The sequence below is a fragment of the Paenibacillus sp. sgz302164 genome (genome assembly GCF_056120505.1).
In genome coordinates, this window is record NZ_JBVYOL010000046.1 from 1 (window position 1) to 16,173 (window position 16,173).

Annotated in this window: 14 protein-coding genes; all 14 read right to left on the bottom strand. The window is 53.4% G+C overall.

Going from position 1 to position 16,173, the window contains the following annotated elements; all coding sequences use genetic code 11:
* Positions 1–1,215 (bottom strand): polysaccharide biosynthesis protein (locus AC0LWT_RS37165; protein WP_474686853.1); only part of this gene is annotated, 1,215 nt, incomplete at its 3' end.
* A 203-nt stretch (positions 1,216–1,418) separates the two neighbouring features.
* Positions 1,419–1,961, bottom strand: coding sequence for a stage V sporulation protein T (gene spoVT / locus AC0LWT_RS37170; RefSeq protein WP_474686855.1), 543 nt, complete (start codon positions 1,959–1,961; stop codon positions 1,419–1,421).
* Between the two features lie 310 nt (positions 1,962–2,271).
* Entirely contained in the window at positions 2,272–3,381 is a 1,110-nt protein-coding gene (locus AC0LWT_RS37175; RefSeq protein ID WP_474686857.1) for a peptidylprolyl isomerase, read from the bottom strand.
* Positions 3,368–6,889: a transcription-repair coupling factor gene (mfd, locus tag AC0LWT_RS37180; protein WP_474686858.1), complete on the bottom strand. Its 3,522-nt coding sequence runs from the start codon at positions 6,887–6,889 to the stop codon at positions 3,368–3,370. The genes AC0LWT_RS37175 and mfd overlap by 14 nt, the downstream gene beginning before the upstream one ends.
* Positions 6,890–6,962: 73 nt before the next feature.
* Positions 6,963–7,193 carry an anti-sigma-F factor Fin gene (fin, locus tag AC0LWT_RS37185; protein WP_474686860.1) on the bottom strand — a complete coding sequence of 77 codons (231 nt, stop codon included), beginning with the start codon at positions 7,191–7,193 and terminating at the stop codon, positions 6,963–6,965.
* Positions 7,194–7,334: 141 nt separating this feature from the next.
* The gene (gene pth, locus AC0LWT_RS37190; RefSeq protein WP_474686861.1) at positions 7,335–7,895 is read right to left on the bottom strand and encodes an aminoacyl-tRNA hydrolase; all 561 of its coding nucleotides are present in this window, start codon (positions 7,893–7,895) and stop codon (positions 7,335–7,337) included.
* 433 nt (positions 7,896–8,328) lie between these two features.
* Entirely contained in the window at positions 8,329–8,976 is a 648-nt protein-coding gene (locus AC0LWT_RS37195) for a 50S ribosomal protein L25/general stress protein Ctc (protein WP_474686863.1), read from the bottom strand.
* 87 nt (positions 8,977–9,063) lie between these two features.
* Positions 9,064–10,458, bottom strand: a complete 1,395-nt coding sequence (gene glmU / locus AC0LWT_RS37200; RefSeq protein ID WP_474686864.1) for a bifunctional UDP-N-acetylglucosamine diphosphorylase/glucosamine-1-phosphate N-acetyltransferase GlmU — start codon at positions 10,456–10,458, stop codon at positions 9,064–9,066.
* Positions 10,459–10,739: 281 nt separating this feature from the next.
* Positions 10,740–11,024, bottom strand: a complete 285-nt coding sequence (gene spoVG, locus AC0LWT_RS37205; protein ID WP_036655543.1) for a septation regulator SpoVG — start codon at positions 11,022–11,024, stop codon at positions 10,740–10,742.
* A 118-nt stretch (positions 11,025–11,142) separates the two neighbouring features.
* Positions 11,143–11,526, bottom strand: a complete 384-nt coding sequence (locus AC0LWT_RS37210; RefSeq protein WP_474686866.1) for a RidA family protein — start codon at positions 11,524–11,526, stop codon at positions 11,143–11,145.
* Positions 11,527–11,528: 2 nt separating this feature from the next.
* Complete coding sequence (gene purR, locus AC0LWT_RS37215) at positions 11,529–12,365, bottom strand: pur operon repressor (RefSeq protein ID WP_474686868.1); 837 nt, start codon at positions 12,363–12,365, stop codon at positions 11,529–11,531.
* A 182-nt stretch (positions 12,366–12,547) separates the two neighbouring features.
* Complete coding sequence (gene floT / locus AC0LWT_RS37220) at positions 12,548–14,062, bottom strand: flotillin lipid rafts scaffold protein FloT (protein ID WP_474686869.1); 1,515 nt, start codon at positions 14,060–14,062, stop codon at positions 12,548–12,550.
* Positions 14,063–14,084: 22 nt separating this feature from the next.
* On the bottom strand, positions 14,085–14,600 hold the full coding sequence (locus AC0LWT_RS37225) for an NfeD family membrane protein (RefSeq protein ID WP_474686870.1): 516 nt from the start codon (positions 14,598–14,600) through the stop codon (positions 14,085–14,087).
* Between the two features lie 157 nt (positions 14,601–14,757).
* Positions 14,758–15,612, bottom strand: coding sequence for a 4-(cytidine 5'-diphospho)-2-C-methyl-D-erythritol kinase (gene ispE / locus AC0LWT_RS37230; RefSeq protein ID WP_474686871.1), 855 nt, complete (start codon positions 15,610–15,612; stop codon positions 14,758–14,760).
* Positions 15,613–16,173 lie beyond the last annotated feature (561 nt).

A 16,173-nucleotide genomic window follows, 5' to 3' on the forward strand; every position in this document is an offset into this window, starting at 1 on the left:
GCCCTGGAGCACGCTGGCGGTGACCGCGTTCAGCGTGCTGAACAGGGCCGTGAAAGCGAGCACGGCCATCGTCCAGCTGGCGTCGCTGCTCGCGTACAGCATGACGTTGATCGGCACCGCCGCAAAGGCGAGCCCGAAGGAGGCGCCAAGGCCGATCAGCCAGGCAAGCTTGACCGCCATCTCAGCCCGTGAGCGGATAAGTCCTGCTTGCCCCTTCATGTTCGCTTCGGCAATCGCTGGGACAAGCGCCGCCGACATCGACGAGGCGACCATGACGACTAGCTGGACGAGGGGCAAGCCTCGGTTGTACAAACCGAACTGCCGCATCGCCTCGGCTTCGTTCATCAGCGACGCATCCAGCAAACGGGGCATCGTGAACGTATCGACCAGATTCAGAATCGGCACGACGATCGCTCCCAGGCAGACCGGAATGGCGTAAGCCGCAATGCGCCATGCCCACTGTGCATTGCTCAGATTTTCCCCAGCCACCGCCCGTTCCGGCGCGGGATGCTTGGATCGGGCATTCCGGTCTTTGCGCCAGTATATGAGCATGACGAGCAAGCCTGCACCCGCTCCTGTAACCGAACCGAACGTCGCCCCGGCGGCGATCCACTCCTCGTTAGCCGACAAGGCGACAAAATAGAGCAGCAGCGCCACCATCGTTATTACCCGAATAAGCTGCTCCATGACCTGCGAGACCGCTGTCGGCACCATGTCGTGATGCCCCTGAAAATATCCCCTCAGCACAGCCATCACCGGCGACAGCAGCAGTGCGAAGGATACGCTGCGAATAGCCCGCTCCGTCTGGCTGATGCCGATCCAGGCGGCGATCTGTCCGGCGCCCATGTACAACAGCACAAATAGTAGCGCGCCCGTTCCCATCAACAGCAGCGAAGAAACATAAACGATTCGCCGGGCCCCCTGCGGATCTCCTGCGGCGGCACGCTCGGCGACAAATTTGGACACAGCCACCGGAAACCCGGCCGTCGCCGCAAACAAAATAAGAATATACAGCGGATAAACCGCATTATAAATGCCAAAAGCCGTATCCCCGGCCAAGTTTTGCAGAGGAATCTTTTGCAAGGTGCCCAAAAGCTTGGACAATACGGCAGCGGCTCCCAGCACGGCAGCCCCCCGCAGCAGTCCTGATCCCGATTGGGCCCGGCGCAGATCTTCCCCCGTACGGGCGCTCCGATCCGCTTGAGTGTCCTCCACAATGAATCCCCCATTGCTTGCATTCTAACGAAATGCCGTTTAAGAAATATTATAACGAAATCCTCCTCTTCCGACAAAAAAAGCTTCCTCTCCGATGAAAATTTTTCTCGACAAGGAAGCTGCGTACTCCGAATATTCTGTTGTTGTACCGATTCCCGGCGTCTGTCCGATGAAATTGCTTGTTCATCGGACAGACGCCTTGCTTATTGCTCCATTTGCTTCGCCAGGAAGCCTGCTGCGGTTTCCACCATTTTGACTTCCAATTGACCCATCTTGACGCCTTCGTCCTTATTGATCAAAATGACCGAGCCGATCGGATCGCCGCCCGCCACGATAGGCGCAATCACAAAAGAAGAATAAGTGTCGCTGGCGTCTTTGATAATCTCGTACTGCCCGCTGCTGCTTTCCAGCACTGCTTTGCGGTTCTCCATACAAGTTTCCACGACAGAACCGATCGATTTGTCCAAATAGTCTTTCTTGGAGCCTCCGGCCACTGCGATGACTGAATCCCGATCCGAAATCATAGTCACATGGTTTGTGCTTTCAAACAAGGACTCCGCATATTCTTTGGCAAAATCGCCCAGCTCGCCGATCGGCGAGTATTTCTTGAGAATGACTTCGCCGTCCCGGTCCACGAAAATTTCCAACGGGTCTCCCTCGCGGATGCGAAGTGTGCGCCGTATCTCCTTGGGAATGACAACTCTCCCTAAATCATCTATCCGACGGACAATTCCAGTTGCCTTCATACCTCTAGATGCCTCACTTTCCTCATGAAGAATTGGATACGACTGGAGCATAACAACTTTTTATTCTGGATTGGAGGGAATTCGAATTCTACCCATAGTATTCTTCCCGGCCTATTTTTTATGCAGACGCTTCACCAACTAACTTCCAGCACGCTTGAAAGCGACTTTCATTAAGTAGTTTGGCATGCTGCTGACGTTATCTTGTCCATTTATGTCAAAAACAAACAGGATGCCCCAAAAGGGACATCCTGGAAATTCTGTCACACGGTGCACGCCGTGTTTCCCGCATGACGGCGGTCATTCGAACACATTACTTTGCAGGCGCTGCGCTTGCCGCAGGGCTGGCCGCTGCAGACGGGCTTGCTGCGGGAGTTGCTGCCGGAGCTGCTGTAGGCTTAGGCAGATTGTTCGTTTCAATCATGCCCGGAACTTCTTTTTCCGCGAAGTCCGAAAGCGAACCTTCCGCCAATTGCGATTTGATTTGCGTTTTCATCGTATCATCCAGCGGTTTGGTCGTTCTGGATTCCACTTTCATGACATGATACCCGTAGTCGGATTCAACCGGGTCGCTGATTTTGTTGATCGGCAGCGTGAGAGCCGCTTCCTTAAATTGCGGAACCCATTGGTTCACGTCCGCATCTTTATAGGTGCCTCCTTTGTCCTTGGAACCCGGATCATCGGAATATTCTTTGGCCAGCGCGGCGAAGTCGCCGCCTTTATCGAGCTTGTCCTTCACTTCTTTGGCTCGTGCCAAAGCTTCATCTTTGGTGCGAATGTCTTTTTGCGTTGCGGAATCTTTCAAGCTGATCAGAATGTGGCTTACCGTCACAACGTCAAAAGCATGCTGAGCCGCTTGTTTATTGTACGAATCCTGAACTTGCTGATCGGTCACTTTGCTTTCCATACTGCCCATCGTATAGAAGCTCATTTTCATCAACGATTCGATATCCTTCAGCTCGACATTGTTGTCTTTGAGCTGTTTGTCCACGCCGCCTTCCATTTTGCCGAAATAGTCCTGGAAGGACTTCATTTGCTCGGCAACCTGCTTATCGGCGGTTTCCTTCGTTTTGTCATCGGCACGCGCAGACAGCACGCGGAATGTCACCAATCGATTGAGCATGTCCTGCTGGAAGGCAGGGTCGCTCATATATTGCGCAAGCTGCGGGCTGAACATTTTGTTCACGTTGATAAAAGAGTCAAATTCGCTGCGGGTAATTTTACCCCCGTCTTTGTAGGTCGCGATAACGTCCGCCGGATTAGCCGCGGCAGCAGCCGTAGCGGCCGGAGAAGCGGTTGCGCCGCCCTCCGCCTTCTTCTGGCCGCATGCGCTGAGAACGGAAATTGCGAGCAGCAGCGCCACCATAGTTAGGATCCATTTCTTCGAATAGAACATTGATTTACCGGTATTATTTGGCAACATCTTGCAATTCTCCCTTCGTTTTCAAAACCTCCTTGTATTGTACCAGAAATTTTTCCACCAATTCGATGGAAGCTTCCGGCGTAAGCCCCTTGCAGCGGACAAGGATATGAATTTGCGGCCCCGCTACAAGCTTGATGCGGCCTTCAAAGCGATTAGACAGGGAGAACAGCTTCTGCCCGTCAAGTTTGTCGTTCTGGTCGGTATGCACCTTGATCTGGTAATCATCCCCTTTTTGGCTGATCGTTTCAATCCGGTACTCCGAACCGTATGCTTTCAAACGAGCCACCGACAACAAGTTGAACACGGCCTGCGGGAGATCCCCGAATCGATCGACGAGCTCGTCGTGCAGATCCGCGGCTTCTTCCAGTGTGCGAATGGCAGCCACTTTTTTGTAGATTTCGATTTTTTGCATGCTGTCGTAGATGTAGTCGGACGGCAGGTAAGCGTCCAATTGGATGTCAATTTGCGTATTCCATTCCGGTCCCGGCGCAGCTTCCTCGCCTTCGATTTCCTGTTTGCGCTTGGCTATTTCTTCCGCGAGCATTTGCGAGTACAAGTCAAAGCCCACAGAAGCAATAAAGCCATGCTGTTCCGCGCCCAACAAATTTCCGGCGCCCCGGATGGCCAAATCCCTCATGGCAATTTTAAAGCCTGATCCCAGTTCTGTAAACTCTTTAATCGCTTGCAGACGTTTTTCCGCCACTTCGGTCAGCACTTTATCGCGCTGATACGTAAAATAGGCGTAGGCGATCCGGTTGGAGCGTCCGACGCGTCCGCGCAGCTGGTACAGCTGGGAAAGCCCCATTTTATCCGCATCGTGGACGATCAGCGTGTTCACGTTCGGGATGTCGACGCCGGTCTCGATAATGCTTGTGCTGACAAGCACGTCATATTCTCCGTCGAGAAAATCGAGAATCGTCTTTTCCAGCTCCTGCTCGCCCATCTGCCCGTGGGCAACCGTCACGCGCGCGTCCGGCACCATCATGGAGATTTGGTCCGCCATTTGCGTAATTCCTTGAACACGGTTGTAAAGAAAATAGACTTGCCCTTCGCGGGCAAGCTCGCGCTCGATCGCTTCCCGGACCAGGCCCGGGCTGTACTCGACGACGTACGTCTGAACCGGAAAACGGTTCTCCGGCGGCGTCTCGATGACGGACAAATCCCGCACGCCGAGCATCGACATGTGCAGCGTCCGCGGAATCGGCGTCGCAGTCAGCGTCAGCACGTCCACGTTCGTCTTCAGCCGCTTCAGCTTCTCCTTATGGGATACGCCGAACCGCTGTTCCTCGTCCACGATCAGCAGCCCCAAATCCTTGAACTGCACGTCCTGCGACAGCAGCCGGTGCGTGCCGATCACGACGTCGACGGTGCCTTTCTTGATGCCCTTCATCACTTCCGTCTGCTCCTTTTTGGAGCGGAAGCGGCTGAGCACCTGCACATTGAACGGATAGCCCGAGAACCGCTCGCGGAACGTTTCATAGTGCTGCTGCGCCAAAATCGTCGTCGGCACCAGCACCGCCACTTGCTTGCCGTCGATGGCTGCCTTGAACGCCGCGCGAACGGCCACCTCCGTTTTGCCGTAGCCTACGTCGCCGCACAGCAGGCGGTCCATCGGACGCGTTTTCTCCATGTCCACCTTGATTTCCTCAATCGCCCTCAGTTGATCGCGCGTTTCGTCATACGGGAACATCGCTTCGAATTCATTTTGATAGGCGCTGTCTTTGCTAAACCCGTAACCCGAGGTCGCCTGACGATCGGCATACAGTTTGATCAGATCGTCGGCAATGTCCTTGACCGAAGCCCGCACCTTGCTCTTGACCCGCGCCCATTCGGCGCCGCCAAGCTTATAAACTTTCGGCTCTTTCTCTTCCGAGCCTACGTATTTCTGGATCAGATCGATCTGGTCGATCGGCACCGAGAGCTTGTCGCCGCCAGCATACATAATATGCAGGTAGTCTTTGTGAATGCCGCCGACTTCCAGCGTGCCGATCCCGACATATTTGCCGATGCCGTGGTTCACGTGAACGACATAATCGCCGATTTTCAGCTCCTGATAGCTTTTGATCCGCTCGGCGTTCTCCAGCTTCTTCTCCACTTTGCGCGCTTTGCGCTGCTTCTGCGTGAAGATTTCGCCTTCCGTGATAACGACCAAATGAATCGAAGGCAGCTCAAAGCCGGCCTGCAGGTTGCCGTCCACAATCAGCGGCTCTTCGATCTGGTAGTCGTGAAACACGCGCTTCACCCGCTCCGACCGCTCTTCCCCGTTCGCCAGAAGGATGACTTTGCTGCCGTTCTTCTTCCAGCGCTCCATCTCCGATTTTAAGAGATTCATTTGCCCATGGAAGTTTTGCATGACCCGACAGACGAAATTCACGATATTTTGCGGCTGAACGCCCGCAACTTGTCTAAGGAAAAGCGACACGTACAGCGTCGGGAACGGCCTGCGGTGAAGCAGCGATTCGTACGATTTGGAGAGCACAAAAGCCGGCAAGCTCTTCCCCTCTTGCAGCGCGTGCATCATCCATTCCGCCTCGTCCCGTTCCAACTGCTTCGCCGTCTCCAGAAGACGGGCGGGCTCGTCGATGATCAGCACCGCATCTGTGGGCATGTAGTCCATCAGGGTCTGTCTTTCCGTATATAAAAGCGATATATATTTATAAATGCCGGGGAACGTCTGCCCCTCGCGAAGCAGTTCGATGTCGTGGCCGATGCCTTCCAGCAGTTTATCCTTCGCCGCGCGATCGGTCATTTTCTCCAACTGCGCCTGCAGCAGCTCATAAGCATGTTGGGCAGCAGATTGTAATCGCTTTCCATCCGCTTGAATCTCCCGACATGGCGGAATTGTCACCGCCTCTAATTTATCGACCGAGCGCTGGTCGCTAACATCAAACGTGCGAATCGAATCGACATCGACATCAAAAAGCTCAATCCGAATGGCATGATCGGATGTGAGCGGATACAAATCCAGTATTCCCCCGCGGACACTCATTTCGCCCTTGGATTCTACGCGTTCCACCCGTTCGTAGCCCAGCGCCGTCAGCCGACCCAGCAGCTCATCCAAATGAACCGTATCTCCAACCTTGATCGTGACGCGCGAATCCTCGAACACCTGTTTGACCGGCAGCAATCTTCTGACTCCGGCAAAAGGTGCGACTACCACGCCGCGGTACCCTCCGGCAAGCTTGGTCAGGGCATCGATCCGCTGCGCAAGCATTTCCGGGCTCGCCGCCGCTTCTTCGGTCGCCATCATTTCCTGGGACGGATACAACAGCACTTCGTCTTCCGACAGACATTCCAGCAAATCCTCGAAAATCTTCTGTGCGGAAAACATATTGTGGGTAATAATGAATAGCGGTCGCTGCAATTCGCGCGCAAGTGCGGCGATCATCACTTGTCGAGAGGAGCCGGTGAGACCGGCAATGAGCTGCTCTTTCATCTCGGAGCGAACGCCGGATACAATCGTTTGAAAATCGGCATCCGCAGAAAAAGCTTGAACTAAAGCTTGCAAACAATGACACTCCTCTCACAAAAAGAAGCCTCGGCATGCTTGCCTAGGCTATTGTTCCCTTCATCAACCATGACTACTGCAGAGGGCTGACCAGCAGCGAAAGCTCCGGGTTAGCCTCAAGCGCTTCACGGCAATAATCACAGACGACCTTTACGGTAACGTCTCCATCCGTGTTATACGATATTATATCTCTCCGTTCTTCGGGGGTCAAGAAATGGAAGCCCAGTTGCTGCTCTGTAATCGCAGCCTGATTGATTTCCCCGACAAAGGTGAGACAATGCCTGCAAATATACTTGATTGACATAGTGTATGCCCCCTTCAAATGGCCTATTACACGGAAAGCGGCCCGATCTTTGCGCAGCCCGCCTTCCGTTTATGTCCTAGTATGGCCATTTGCAGGAGAAATTAGCCAACGCCGCTGCAGCTTCCTGCGCAGCTCCGGCCTCTATTTATTGAATTTCGCCATAGTCCGCTCAAACGAATTGTCCAGACTGTACTCCATCGCATCGCACGTAAGATCAAGCACCTGCTCGATCGAGCGCATTTCCTCTTTGGAAAAGTTGGACAGCACGTAATCGGCGATATTGTAACCCGGCGCAGGTCTGGATACGCCGATCCGAATCCGGTTGAAGCTCTGCGTCCCCCCGTGCTGGATAATCGATTTGATGCCGTTATGCCCGCCGGCGCTTCCTTGATAACGCAGACGGATTTGGCCGAAAGCCGTATCCATATCGTCGTAAATAATCGTCACGTCATCGAGATCGGCCTTATAAAAATCGAGAAAAGCGCGCATCGCTTCGCCCGACAGGTTCATATAAGTCATCGGTTTGAGCAAATACACTTTCGTTCCGTTTACATTGCCTTCTCCGAGCAGCGCCCTGCCCTTATTTTGAAACGAGCCGATGCCCCATTTCGCCGCGAACCGGTCCACTGCCATGAACCCGATATTGTGGCGGTTCAGCTCATACTGCTTGCCGGGATTGCCCAGCCCGATAAAACATTTCACGCTGCATCCTTCCTCCAATAAAACAAATTATTTACAAAAAAATATATCCTGCCGCCGGAACGAAGTTCCCGAACGCATTGTCATATTATTATGAAGCAGCAAAAATTTAAAAAATGCAGGTGAGACAACGCTTATGTACGATAATGGTCAAAAACTAACTCATGATCATCATTTTCAGGATCATGTAGACGCAAGCGTCCCCGTCCAAGTATACTATCAAACCGCCCACAAGGATATAGGCTTTGTAGAAGTGTACTCCACACATTTTATTAAAGTCAACAATACCTTCTATAACCGAACTTTACACGATTTTATTTCACGTCCAGGCTATTAAAGTATAGCCCCCTCATCCCCGAGGAAATCAAGCATCGCAGCACGGCGGCAATGAAAAGGGCGCCTCCCCAAGCGGAGCGGCACCCTTTTGGCGTTGTGCTTACGTGGTCTGTTCTTCCTTCGCTTCCTCGGCAATCGACTCCTGGGAAGCTTTCGTTTCTTGCGAAGCGGCCGGATCCTCGACGGCTTCGGTCTCTTTCTGAGGAGCCAGCACGGTTACGATGAGCTCGTTCGGGTCCGATTTGACCTCGATTTCCTCCGGAACCGAGATCTGGTTGACCAGCAGGTTGTCCCCGAGGCCCAACCCGGAAATGTCGACGGGGATGGTGGCCGGGATGTGCTGCGGCAGGCAGCGGATTTCCAGCTCGTGCAGCTGTACCTGAACGATGCCGCCTTCCTTGGCCCCTTCGGCTTCGCCGACGAAATCGAGGGCCACGACCGTTTTGACCGGCTCATCCATGCTGATTTGATGAAAATCGACATGCAGCAGCTCCCGGTTCACTTTATCTCTCTGCAGCTCGTTCATCATGACCGGCTGTTTGCCGCCTCCGTTCGGAAGTTCCATCTCGATGATCGCGTGCGGATTTTTGCGCAGCAGCGCAAGCAGCTCCTTTTGATCGATCGCGATGACGAGATTCCCGGTTTTTTTGCCGTAGACGACGCCGGGAATTTTGCCTTTTGCGCGCAGCTGCTTGATTTCGGATTTGGTCGTGCCTTGGCGCGCGTCCGCTTTTAACGTTAATGCCATATGAAAAAAACCTCCTGAGAGTAGGTTTAACCGCTAATCAGTAGCGTGCCCAATCTCAGGAAGTTCCATCCAATTCCCTGTTGCCTTCTATCCTTTTTTGTTCTTTTTCGCCTGCATCCGCGCTTTGATCTTATCAGCGTAGCCGGGCTTGTTGGTTTGCCGCTCGCGGGCGATGGCCAAATCTCCGTCCTCAACCGCATGCGTAATCGTGGAGCCTGCGACCACATAGGCGCCTTTGCCGATTTTAACCGGCGCGATCAGGTTCACGTTGCTGCCGACGAAAGCGTCGTCTTCGATCTCGGTCAGGCTTTTGTTGAAGCCGTCGTAATTGACCGTTATCGCGCCGCAGCCGATGTTGACATTGGTGCCTACAACCGCATCGCCTACGTAGCTCAAATGCGATACCTTCGTTCCATCGCCGAGCGTCGCGTTTTTGATTTCGACGAAATCGCCGATTTTGACATGCTTCCCGATCTTCGCGCCCGGCCGCAAATAAGCGAACGGACCGACGCTTGCGTCGCTGTCGACAAAAGCGTCCTGCAGCACGGACTGCTTCACGGTAACTTCATCTAACAACGTGGAGTCGTTGATTTCCGTTTGCGGGCCGATCGTGCAATTCTCGCCGATCGACGTTTGGCCGCGCAAAATCGTGCCCGGCAGCAGCACCGTATCCGCTCCGATGGTCACTCCCGCTTCAATGTACGTACCCGCCGGATCGACGATCGTTACGCCGTTCAGCATATGAGCGCGATTGATTCTTTCCCGCATCAAACGTTCCGCCTCGGCAAGCGCTACCCGGTCGTTCACCCCGATCGACTCCGCGCTGTCCGCCATACAGTACCCTTGCACGATCTCGCCGCGCCCCGTCAAAATGCCGATAACATCCGTCAAATAGTACTCTTTCTGGGCGTTGTCATTTTTCACCGCAGCGAGCGCATCGAACAGCTTGCGGTTGTCGAAGCAGTACGTCCCCGTATTGATCTCCTGAACGGCCGCTTCTTCGCTGCTGCAATCCTTCTGCTCCACGATGCGGCTCACGCGGGAGTCTTCCCCGCGGATGATGCGTCCGTATCCATGCGGTTGATCGAGTTTGGCCGTCAAAATCGTCGCCGCCGCCCTCGACTGGCTGTGCAGCTCCAGCATGCTCCGCAGTGTCCCTTCGGAAATCAACGGCGTATCGCCGCAGATGACGATAGTCGTGCCTTCCTCGGCGCCCAGCGCGTCTTTGGCCTGCAAAACCGCGTGGCCGGTCCCGAGCTGCTCCGATTGCAGCGCATATTCCACCTTATCGCCCAGGTATGCCTGTACCGCCTCCGCTCCGTAGCCAACGACGACGAGCGTCCTTTCCGCCTGCATATCCCTTAACGTATCTGCAACGTGACCTACCATCGGCTTGCCTGCAACCGGGTGGAGCACTTTATAAAGCTTCGATTTCATCCGTTTACCCTGACCTGCCGCCAGTACGATTGCCATTAATTTCAACTTACATCCAACCCCTTTATTTATAAACTTATTGAGATAAACCTTTATCGAGGTCTTTCGAAGATGAGCGACCGCGTTTAGAGGTGGGTTTATTCGCCAATAAGAATGCAGTTCCACACGCTTAGCGCTGTAAAGAACTTAAACATTCTTATGTGGTAAAATAAATCCTAGTATACGCGCATTATCGTAAATCGTGATATGAAAGTCGGTTCATCCCCAAATATAGCTCAATTCCCACAAAAAGAAAAGAGAGCCCGGCGGGCTCTCCAGATGTTGAACAATTAAGCGCCTTCTTCGATTACTTCTTCTTCAGCTGCTGCACGATCATATTCAGCCAAAACCGCAGCTTGAATTTTTTCGCGAGTCGTTGAAGAAATGGGATGAGCGATATCGCGGAACTCCCCGTCAGGAGTCCGTTTGCTTGGCATAGCCACGAACATACCGTTGTTTCCGTCAATCACACGAATATCGTGAACGACGAACTCGTTGTCGATGGTAATGGAAGCAATCGCCTTCATTCTCCCCTCGGAATTAACCCGGCGGAGTCTTACATCTGTAATTTGCACTTGTGTTCACCACCTTTTTCCATCGCTAGGACTTGGGTGTATAATTCCACATTTTAGTGCAAATTCCTTCTTCCTTTTTCGGGAAATTGAATAATTTTATGCGTTCTTAATGTTTCGATCAAGATTCGACAGAAATTCCAACAATTAGTTCAATTTCGACAAAAACATCCCTTGGCAGCCTGGCCACTTCGACAGTCGAACGAGCCGGTTTGTGATCGCCAAAATAGGAAGCGTAAATCTCGTTCAGCTCTGCAAACTGATTCATGTCCTTCAAAAACACGGTCGCCTTGACCACCTGCGAAAAATCGGTGCCCGCCGCTTCCAATACAGCCTTCAAATTGGCGAATACTTGATGCGCCTGTTCCTTGATGCCGCCCTGAACGATCTGACCGTCCGTACCGAGCGGGATTTGTCCCGACGTAAACAGCAGATTGCCCAGCTTAACCGCCTGCGAATAAGGCCCGATTGCGGCCGGAGCCGCTGAAGTCGCGATATATTCCATGTTTACAAGTCTCCTTTTGCATCGTCAAAGTAATTGCCCGGCTCTACGGTAATCTGTTTCGTTTTCGAATCCACCCCGTACATCCGCGCAAGCGATACATAATGGTCTACCAAATGCTCATCCACCTCGCAGGATTCCATGAACACCCCTACGCCCTGGACGGAAGCCTTGAACTCGCTTAACAGGTCCATCATGCCGTGAATCGTGCCGCCCACATGCATGAAGTCATCGATGATCAGCACCTTGGATTCTTCCTTGAGCGCGCGTCTGGCGAGCGACATCGTTTGAATCCGTTTGTTGGAGCCCGATACATAATTGATGCTTACGGCAGAACCCTCCGTCACCTTGCCGTCTCTGCGTACAATAACGACGGGAAGATTCATATAAGTGGCTGTCGCATAAGCAAGCGGAATGCCTTTGGTTTCAACCGTCATAATCACGTCCAGGTCTTGACCGGCGAACGCTGAGGCAAAAGTTTTGCCAATCTCATTCAAATGGTGCGGCTGCCCCATAATATCCGACATATACAAATAGCCTCCGGGCAAAATGCGCTCCGGCTGCTGCAGCTGCAGGCACAGGTTTTGTATAAAACGCAGTGACGCCTCCTTCGGCATCTTCGGCGTAAACTTCACGCCCCCCGCCGCTCCGGCCAGCGTATGCAGTTCACCAAGCCCTTCTTCTTCAAACACTTCTTTAATGATCGCCAAATCTTCGCTAATCGAGGATTTAGCTGAATTGTAACGCTCGGCAAAAGTCGTTAAAGGAATCAACGAATGGGGGCGGAATAGTAAGTACTGCGTCATTTCCACCAGCCTGGCGCTCCTTTTTAACTTTTTCATCGCCTTCCCCCCCAGAATCCGAATAATATAAAGAAAATATACCATTTTTATACGTATTTATTCAAGCTTCGCCGTGAAAATTAATTTGACATAAATGTGACATAAAAATAACATTTGTCAATGCCAAAAAAGCCCGTTCCCCTAAGAGAAACGGGCCGATGCAGAAAATCGCGGCGGCTCGGCTACCCTTCGCTTGCGTTCGGCGCGTCACCCCGAATTTGCCGGGGCGCCGAGCTGTCTGCGGACGAGCCCGCCTTGCTTGTCAAATTTTTAATAATCTCCTCCACATCGATGCCTGACACGCTTTTCAACATTTCCGGCGCTGTAGACATCAGCTTCGTTACGTAGTTGCTCACTCTGGCCGCGCCGTCGCCGCTTCCGGTATCCACAACGGTCAGCTTATCTATAGAACTGAGCGGCTCGGCGATTTTGCCGGCAAGCTCGGGAAGCATTTTCACGATGATATCGAGGATCGCAGCCTCCCCGAATTTCTGGAACGCCTCCGCCAGCTTCTCCTTCGCTTCGGCTTCAGCCAGCCCCCGCAAGCGGATGACCTCCGCTTCTGCCGTACCTTTCGCCCGCTCCGCGTCGGCGATGGCCATGCCTTCGAGTCTGCGCTGCTCCGCATTCGCTTTCGCTTCAGCCTCGATCGTGTACTGGCGGGCGTCCGCCTCGCGCATCTTCTTCGCCTTGTCGGCTTCCGCCGCCTGCTCGACGGCATAGCGGTCGGCGTCCGCTTTCTTTTTCACTTCCGCGTCATACTGCTTCTGGCGGACCTGAATTTCTTTCTCCTGCAGGTCGATCTCACGCTCTTTCCGCACGAGCTCGACTTTCATCTGCTCCTCGACCATCGTCTGCTTGGCGCGGGCCTCCTGGATGTGATACGCCTGGTCGGCTTCCGCCTTGGCCGTATCCTGCACCTTCTTGAAGGCAGCGATCTTCAATTCCTTCTCCTTGCCCGCCTCCGCGATATTCGTATCCCGCAGCAGTTCGGCCTTCTGCCCCTCCTCTTCGGCGCGCGCCTTTTGAATCCGCGCATCGCGCACCGCTTCCGCTTCGGCGATTTCCGCATCCCGCTTGACCGCGGCTATCCGCGGCTTCCCTAACGCATCCAGATAGCCGTGCTTGTCGCGGACATCTTTGATCGTAAAGGAAACGATTTGCAGCCCCATCTTTTTCAAATCCCGCGCCGCTACCCCCTGCACCTCCTGGGCAAAACGATCGCGGTTCCGGTACACCTCCTCGACGGTCATGGAGCCGAGAATCGCCCTAAGATGCCCTTCCAGCACCTCCTGCGCCTCCCCCTTGAGGGATTCGATCGGTTTGCCCATGAACTGCTCGGCGGCTGTAGCCACATCTTCGACGGCTCCGCCGATTTTGATGATCGCGACCCCGTCGGCAATAACGGGCACCCCTTGCTCGGTATACACCTCCGGCGTGGATACATCCAGCTTGTGAGAAAGCAGCGACAAAAACTCCGACTGCTGAAAAACCGGCCATATGAACGCGCCGCCTCCGCGGACGATTTTGATTTTGCTTCCGGATTCGTCGGTTGAAATATTTTTATTCCCCAAAAAAGAACCGGTTATGATCATCGCCTCGTCAGGTCCGACCGTTTTGTAACGGGCCCAGAAAGCGAGACCGAATATAACGATAACTCCGACTACAAGAGCGGGTACAACTAAGAAATCAGGCATAGCTTCATCTCCCCTTCGTCATTTATTGCAAACTAGACACATACAAAGTTCCGTCCTTCACTTCCACCACCACTACTCTGGAGCCGGATGGAAGCTCGATGCCGTCAAAGCTGGCCGCAGTATGATTCGTATTGCCGGCCCCTACACGGACCAGCACCTCCCCGAATCCCGAGGCGGGCACAGTCACCGTAACCTCACCGATTTTGCCGTTTAGCTGCCTGATGGAATAGCCGGTTGAATTCTCGGTGTTCTCCATCGGTTTGACATACCCGAAATAGACAGCCGCAGAGAGCAGAACGGCTATCAGCAGCGCCAGCAGCAATGCGGCCACCGAGCCTATTCCCGCGTATTTCTCCAGCAGTATGCCGGCGCCTCCGAAACCGGTTACAGCGCTCGCCAGCACCATTGGCTTTACAATATCCAGAGACAAAAAATCGAACAAGCCGTCCAAGGCATGGCTGATCAGATCGCCGAACAGCACGCTGACAATAGCAAACAACACGCCCCCGGCCAAACAACCCCAATACAGTTCAGTCATGGCAGCCCTCCTTTGCCAATCTGATTTGTCGTTGCCTACATATAGTAATACGCATACAACGGCCGTTTTGTTGCGAAAATCCCCAATTTCGCTCATAAAAAACGAAAAAAGCCCCAAAAAGGAGCTTTTTCAAAACAAACCGGCCCGTATCTGCTCTTTACGTTAACATTCTCACTGCATATACGTCTTTGCAAAATCCTCTCAACCCGTTGTAGATGCGGGGAATTTTGGCCTCCTTGGATACCAGGCCAAAAACCGTCGGCCCGCTGCCCGACATCAGCACCCCGTCTGCACCGAGCTTTTGCATGCATTCTTTCAAATGCCGCACCTCCGGGTACAGTTCCAGCGTCACTTCCTCCAGCACATTGCCCATCCCGTGGCACAGCTGATCGAACTGCTTGTCGCGAATCGAGTCCAGGATAACTCTCGTCGAGGGATGACGCTTGATTTCGCGGGCATTCAGCTTGCCGTAAATTTCCGAAGTCGACACATTGATCGGGGGCTTGGCCAACACGACCCAACATTGCGGAGGCGAGGCGATCGGCTCCAGCTTCTCCCCTCTGCCCCGGGCAACCGCCGTGCCGCCCGTCACGCAAAAAGGAACGTCCGAGCCCAGCTCGGCTCCAAGCTCCTGCAGCTCTTTCACCGGAATGTCCAGCTTCCATAACCGATTGAGCCCGCGCAGCGTAGCCGCCGCATCGCTGCTTCCTCCCGCCAGTCCTGCGGCTACCGGAATCTTTTTATCCAGATGGATGTAAACGCCCTGTTTGACGTCGTACCGATCCTTGATCAACCTGGCGGCTTGAAAAGCCAAGTTTTTTTCGTCAAGCGGAATATACCCCGCCTGGGAGGAAATGATGATCGTGTCGCGCGGCAGCTCCTGCATTTCGATCCGGTCCGCCAGGTCCACCATCGTCATGACCATTTCGACTTCATGATAACCGTCTTCTCTTTTATGTAAAACATCAAGGGATAAGTTGATTTTGGCCGGTGCTTTTTCAAAAATCTTCATCCGATCACCTTCTTTTGCTCGTTTGCCGTTAAAACATTATAACAAAAGCGCAAAAGAAAAGCTAAAGCATTCGACACAGCTCGTCGGAACGATGGCCCCAGCGGTTCTCGCCGCTGGATGGCGGCGAAGCCGGTTGCCAAATGCGGCCGGATAGCTCACGCCAGCCTGTGGGCAGAGAGTGCGGGGTTTTACGAAGGAACCTGTGCGCTTCGGGGAAACCCGCCGATTATGCACGGAATGCCGCTTATAATAAGCAGACTGAGCCAAGAGGGCAGAGCACTGAGCGGCAGCGGCAAAAGCTGCCGGAATGCTTTGAAGCCAAGCCCATCCGGCCGCATAAGGATGAACTGCTCGTGTACACGCACCGCCAGAGCCGGCAGTACATCTGCCTGGCAGCGCGAAGAAAACCCGCAAAACCCCTATGACGTCGTGGACGTCACCCTGCAGAATGAAAATAGTCAGGTCTACTGCGTTCTATTTTCGTATAAAGCGCAAAAGTGCAGGTTTTTACTCGTTGATGCGCCAGCCACGAAAAATTCCTGCAAATGTGCAGGTTTTTGC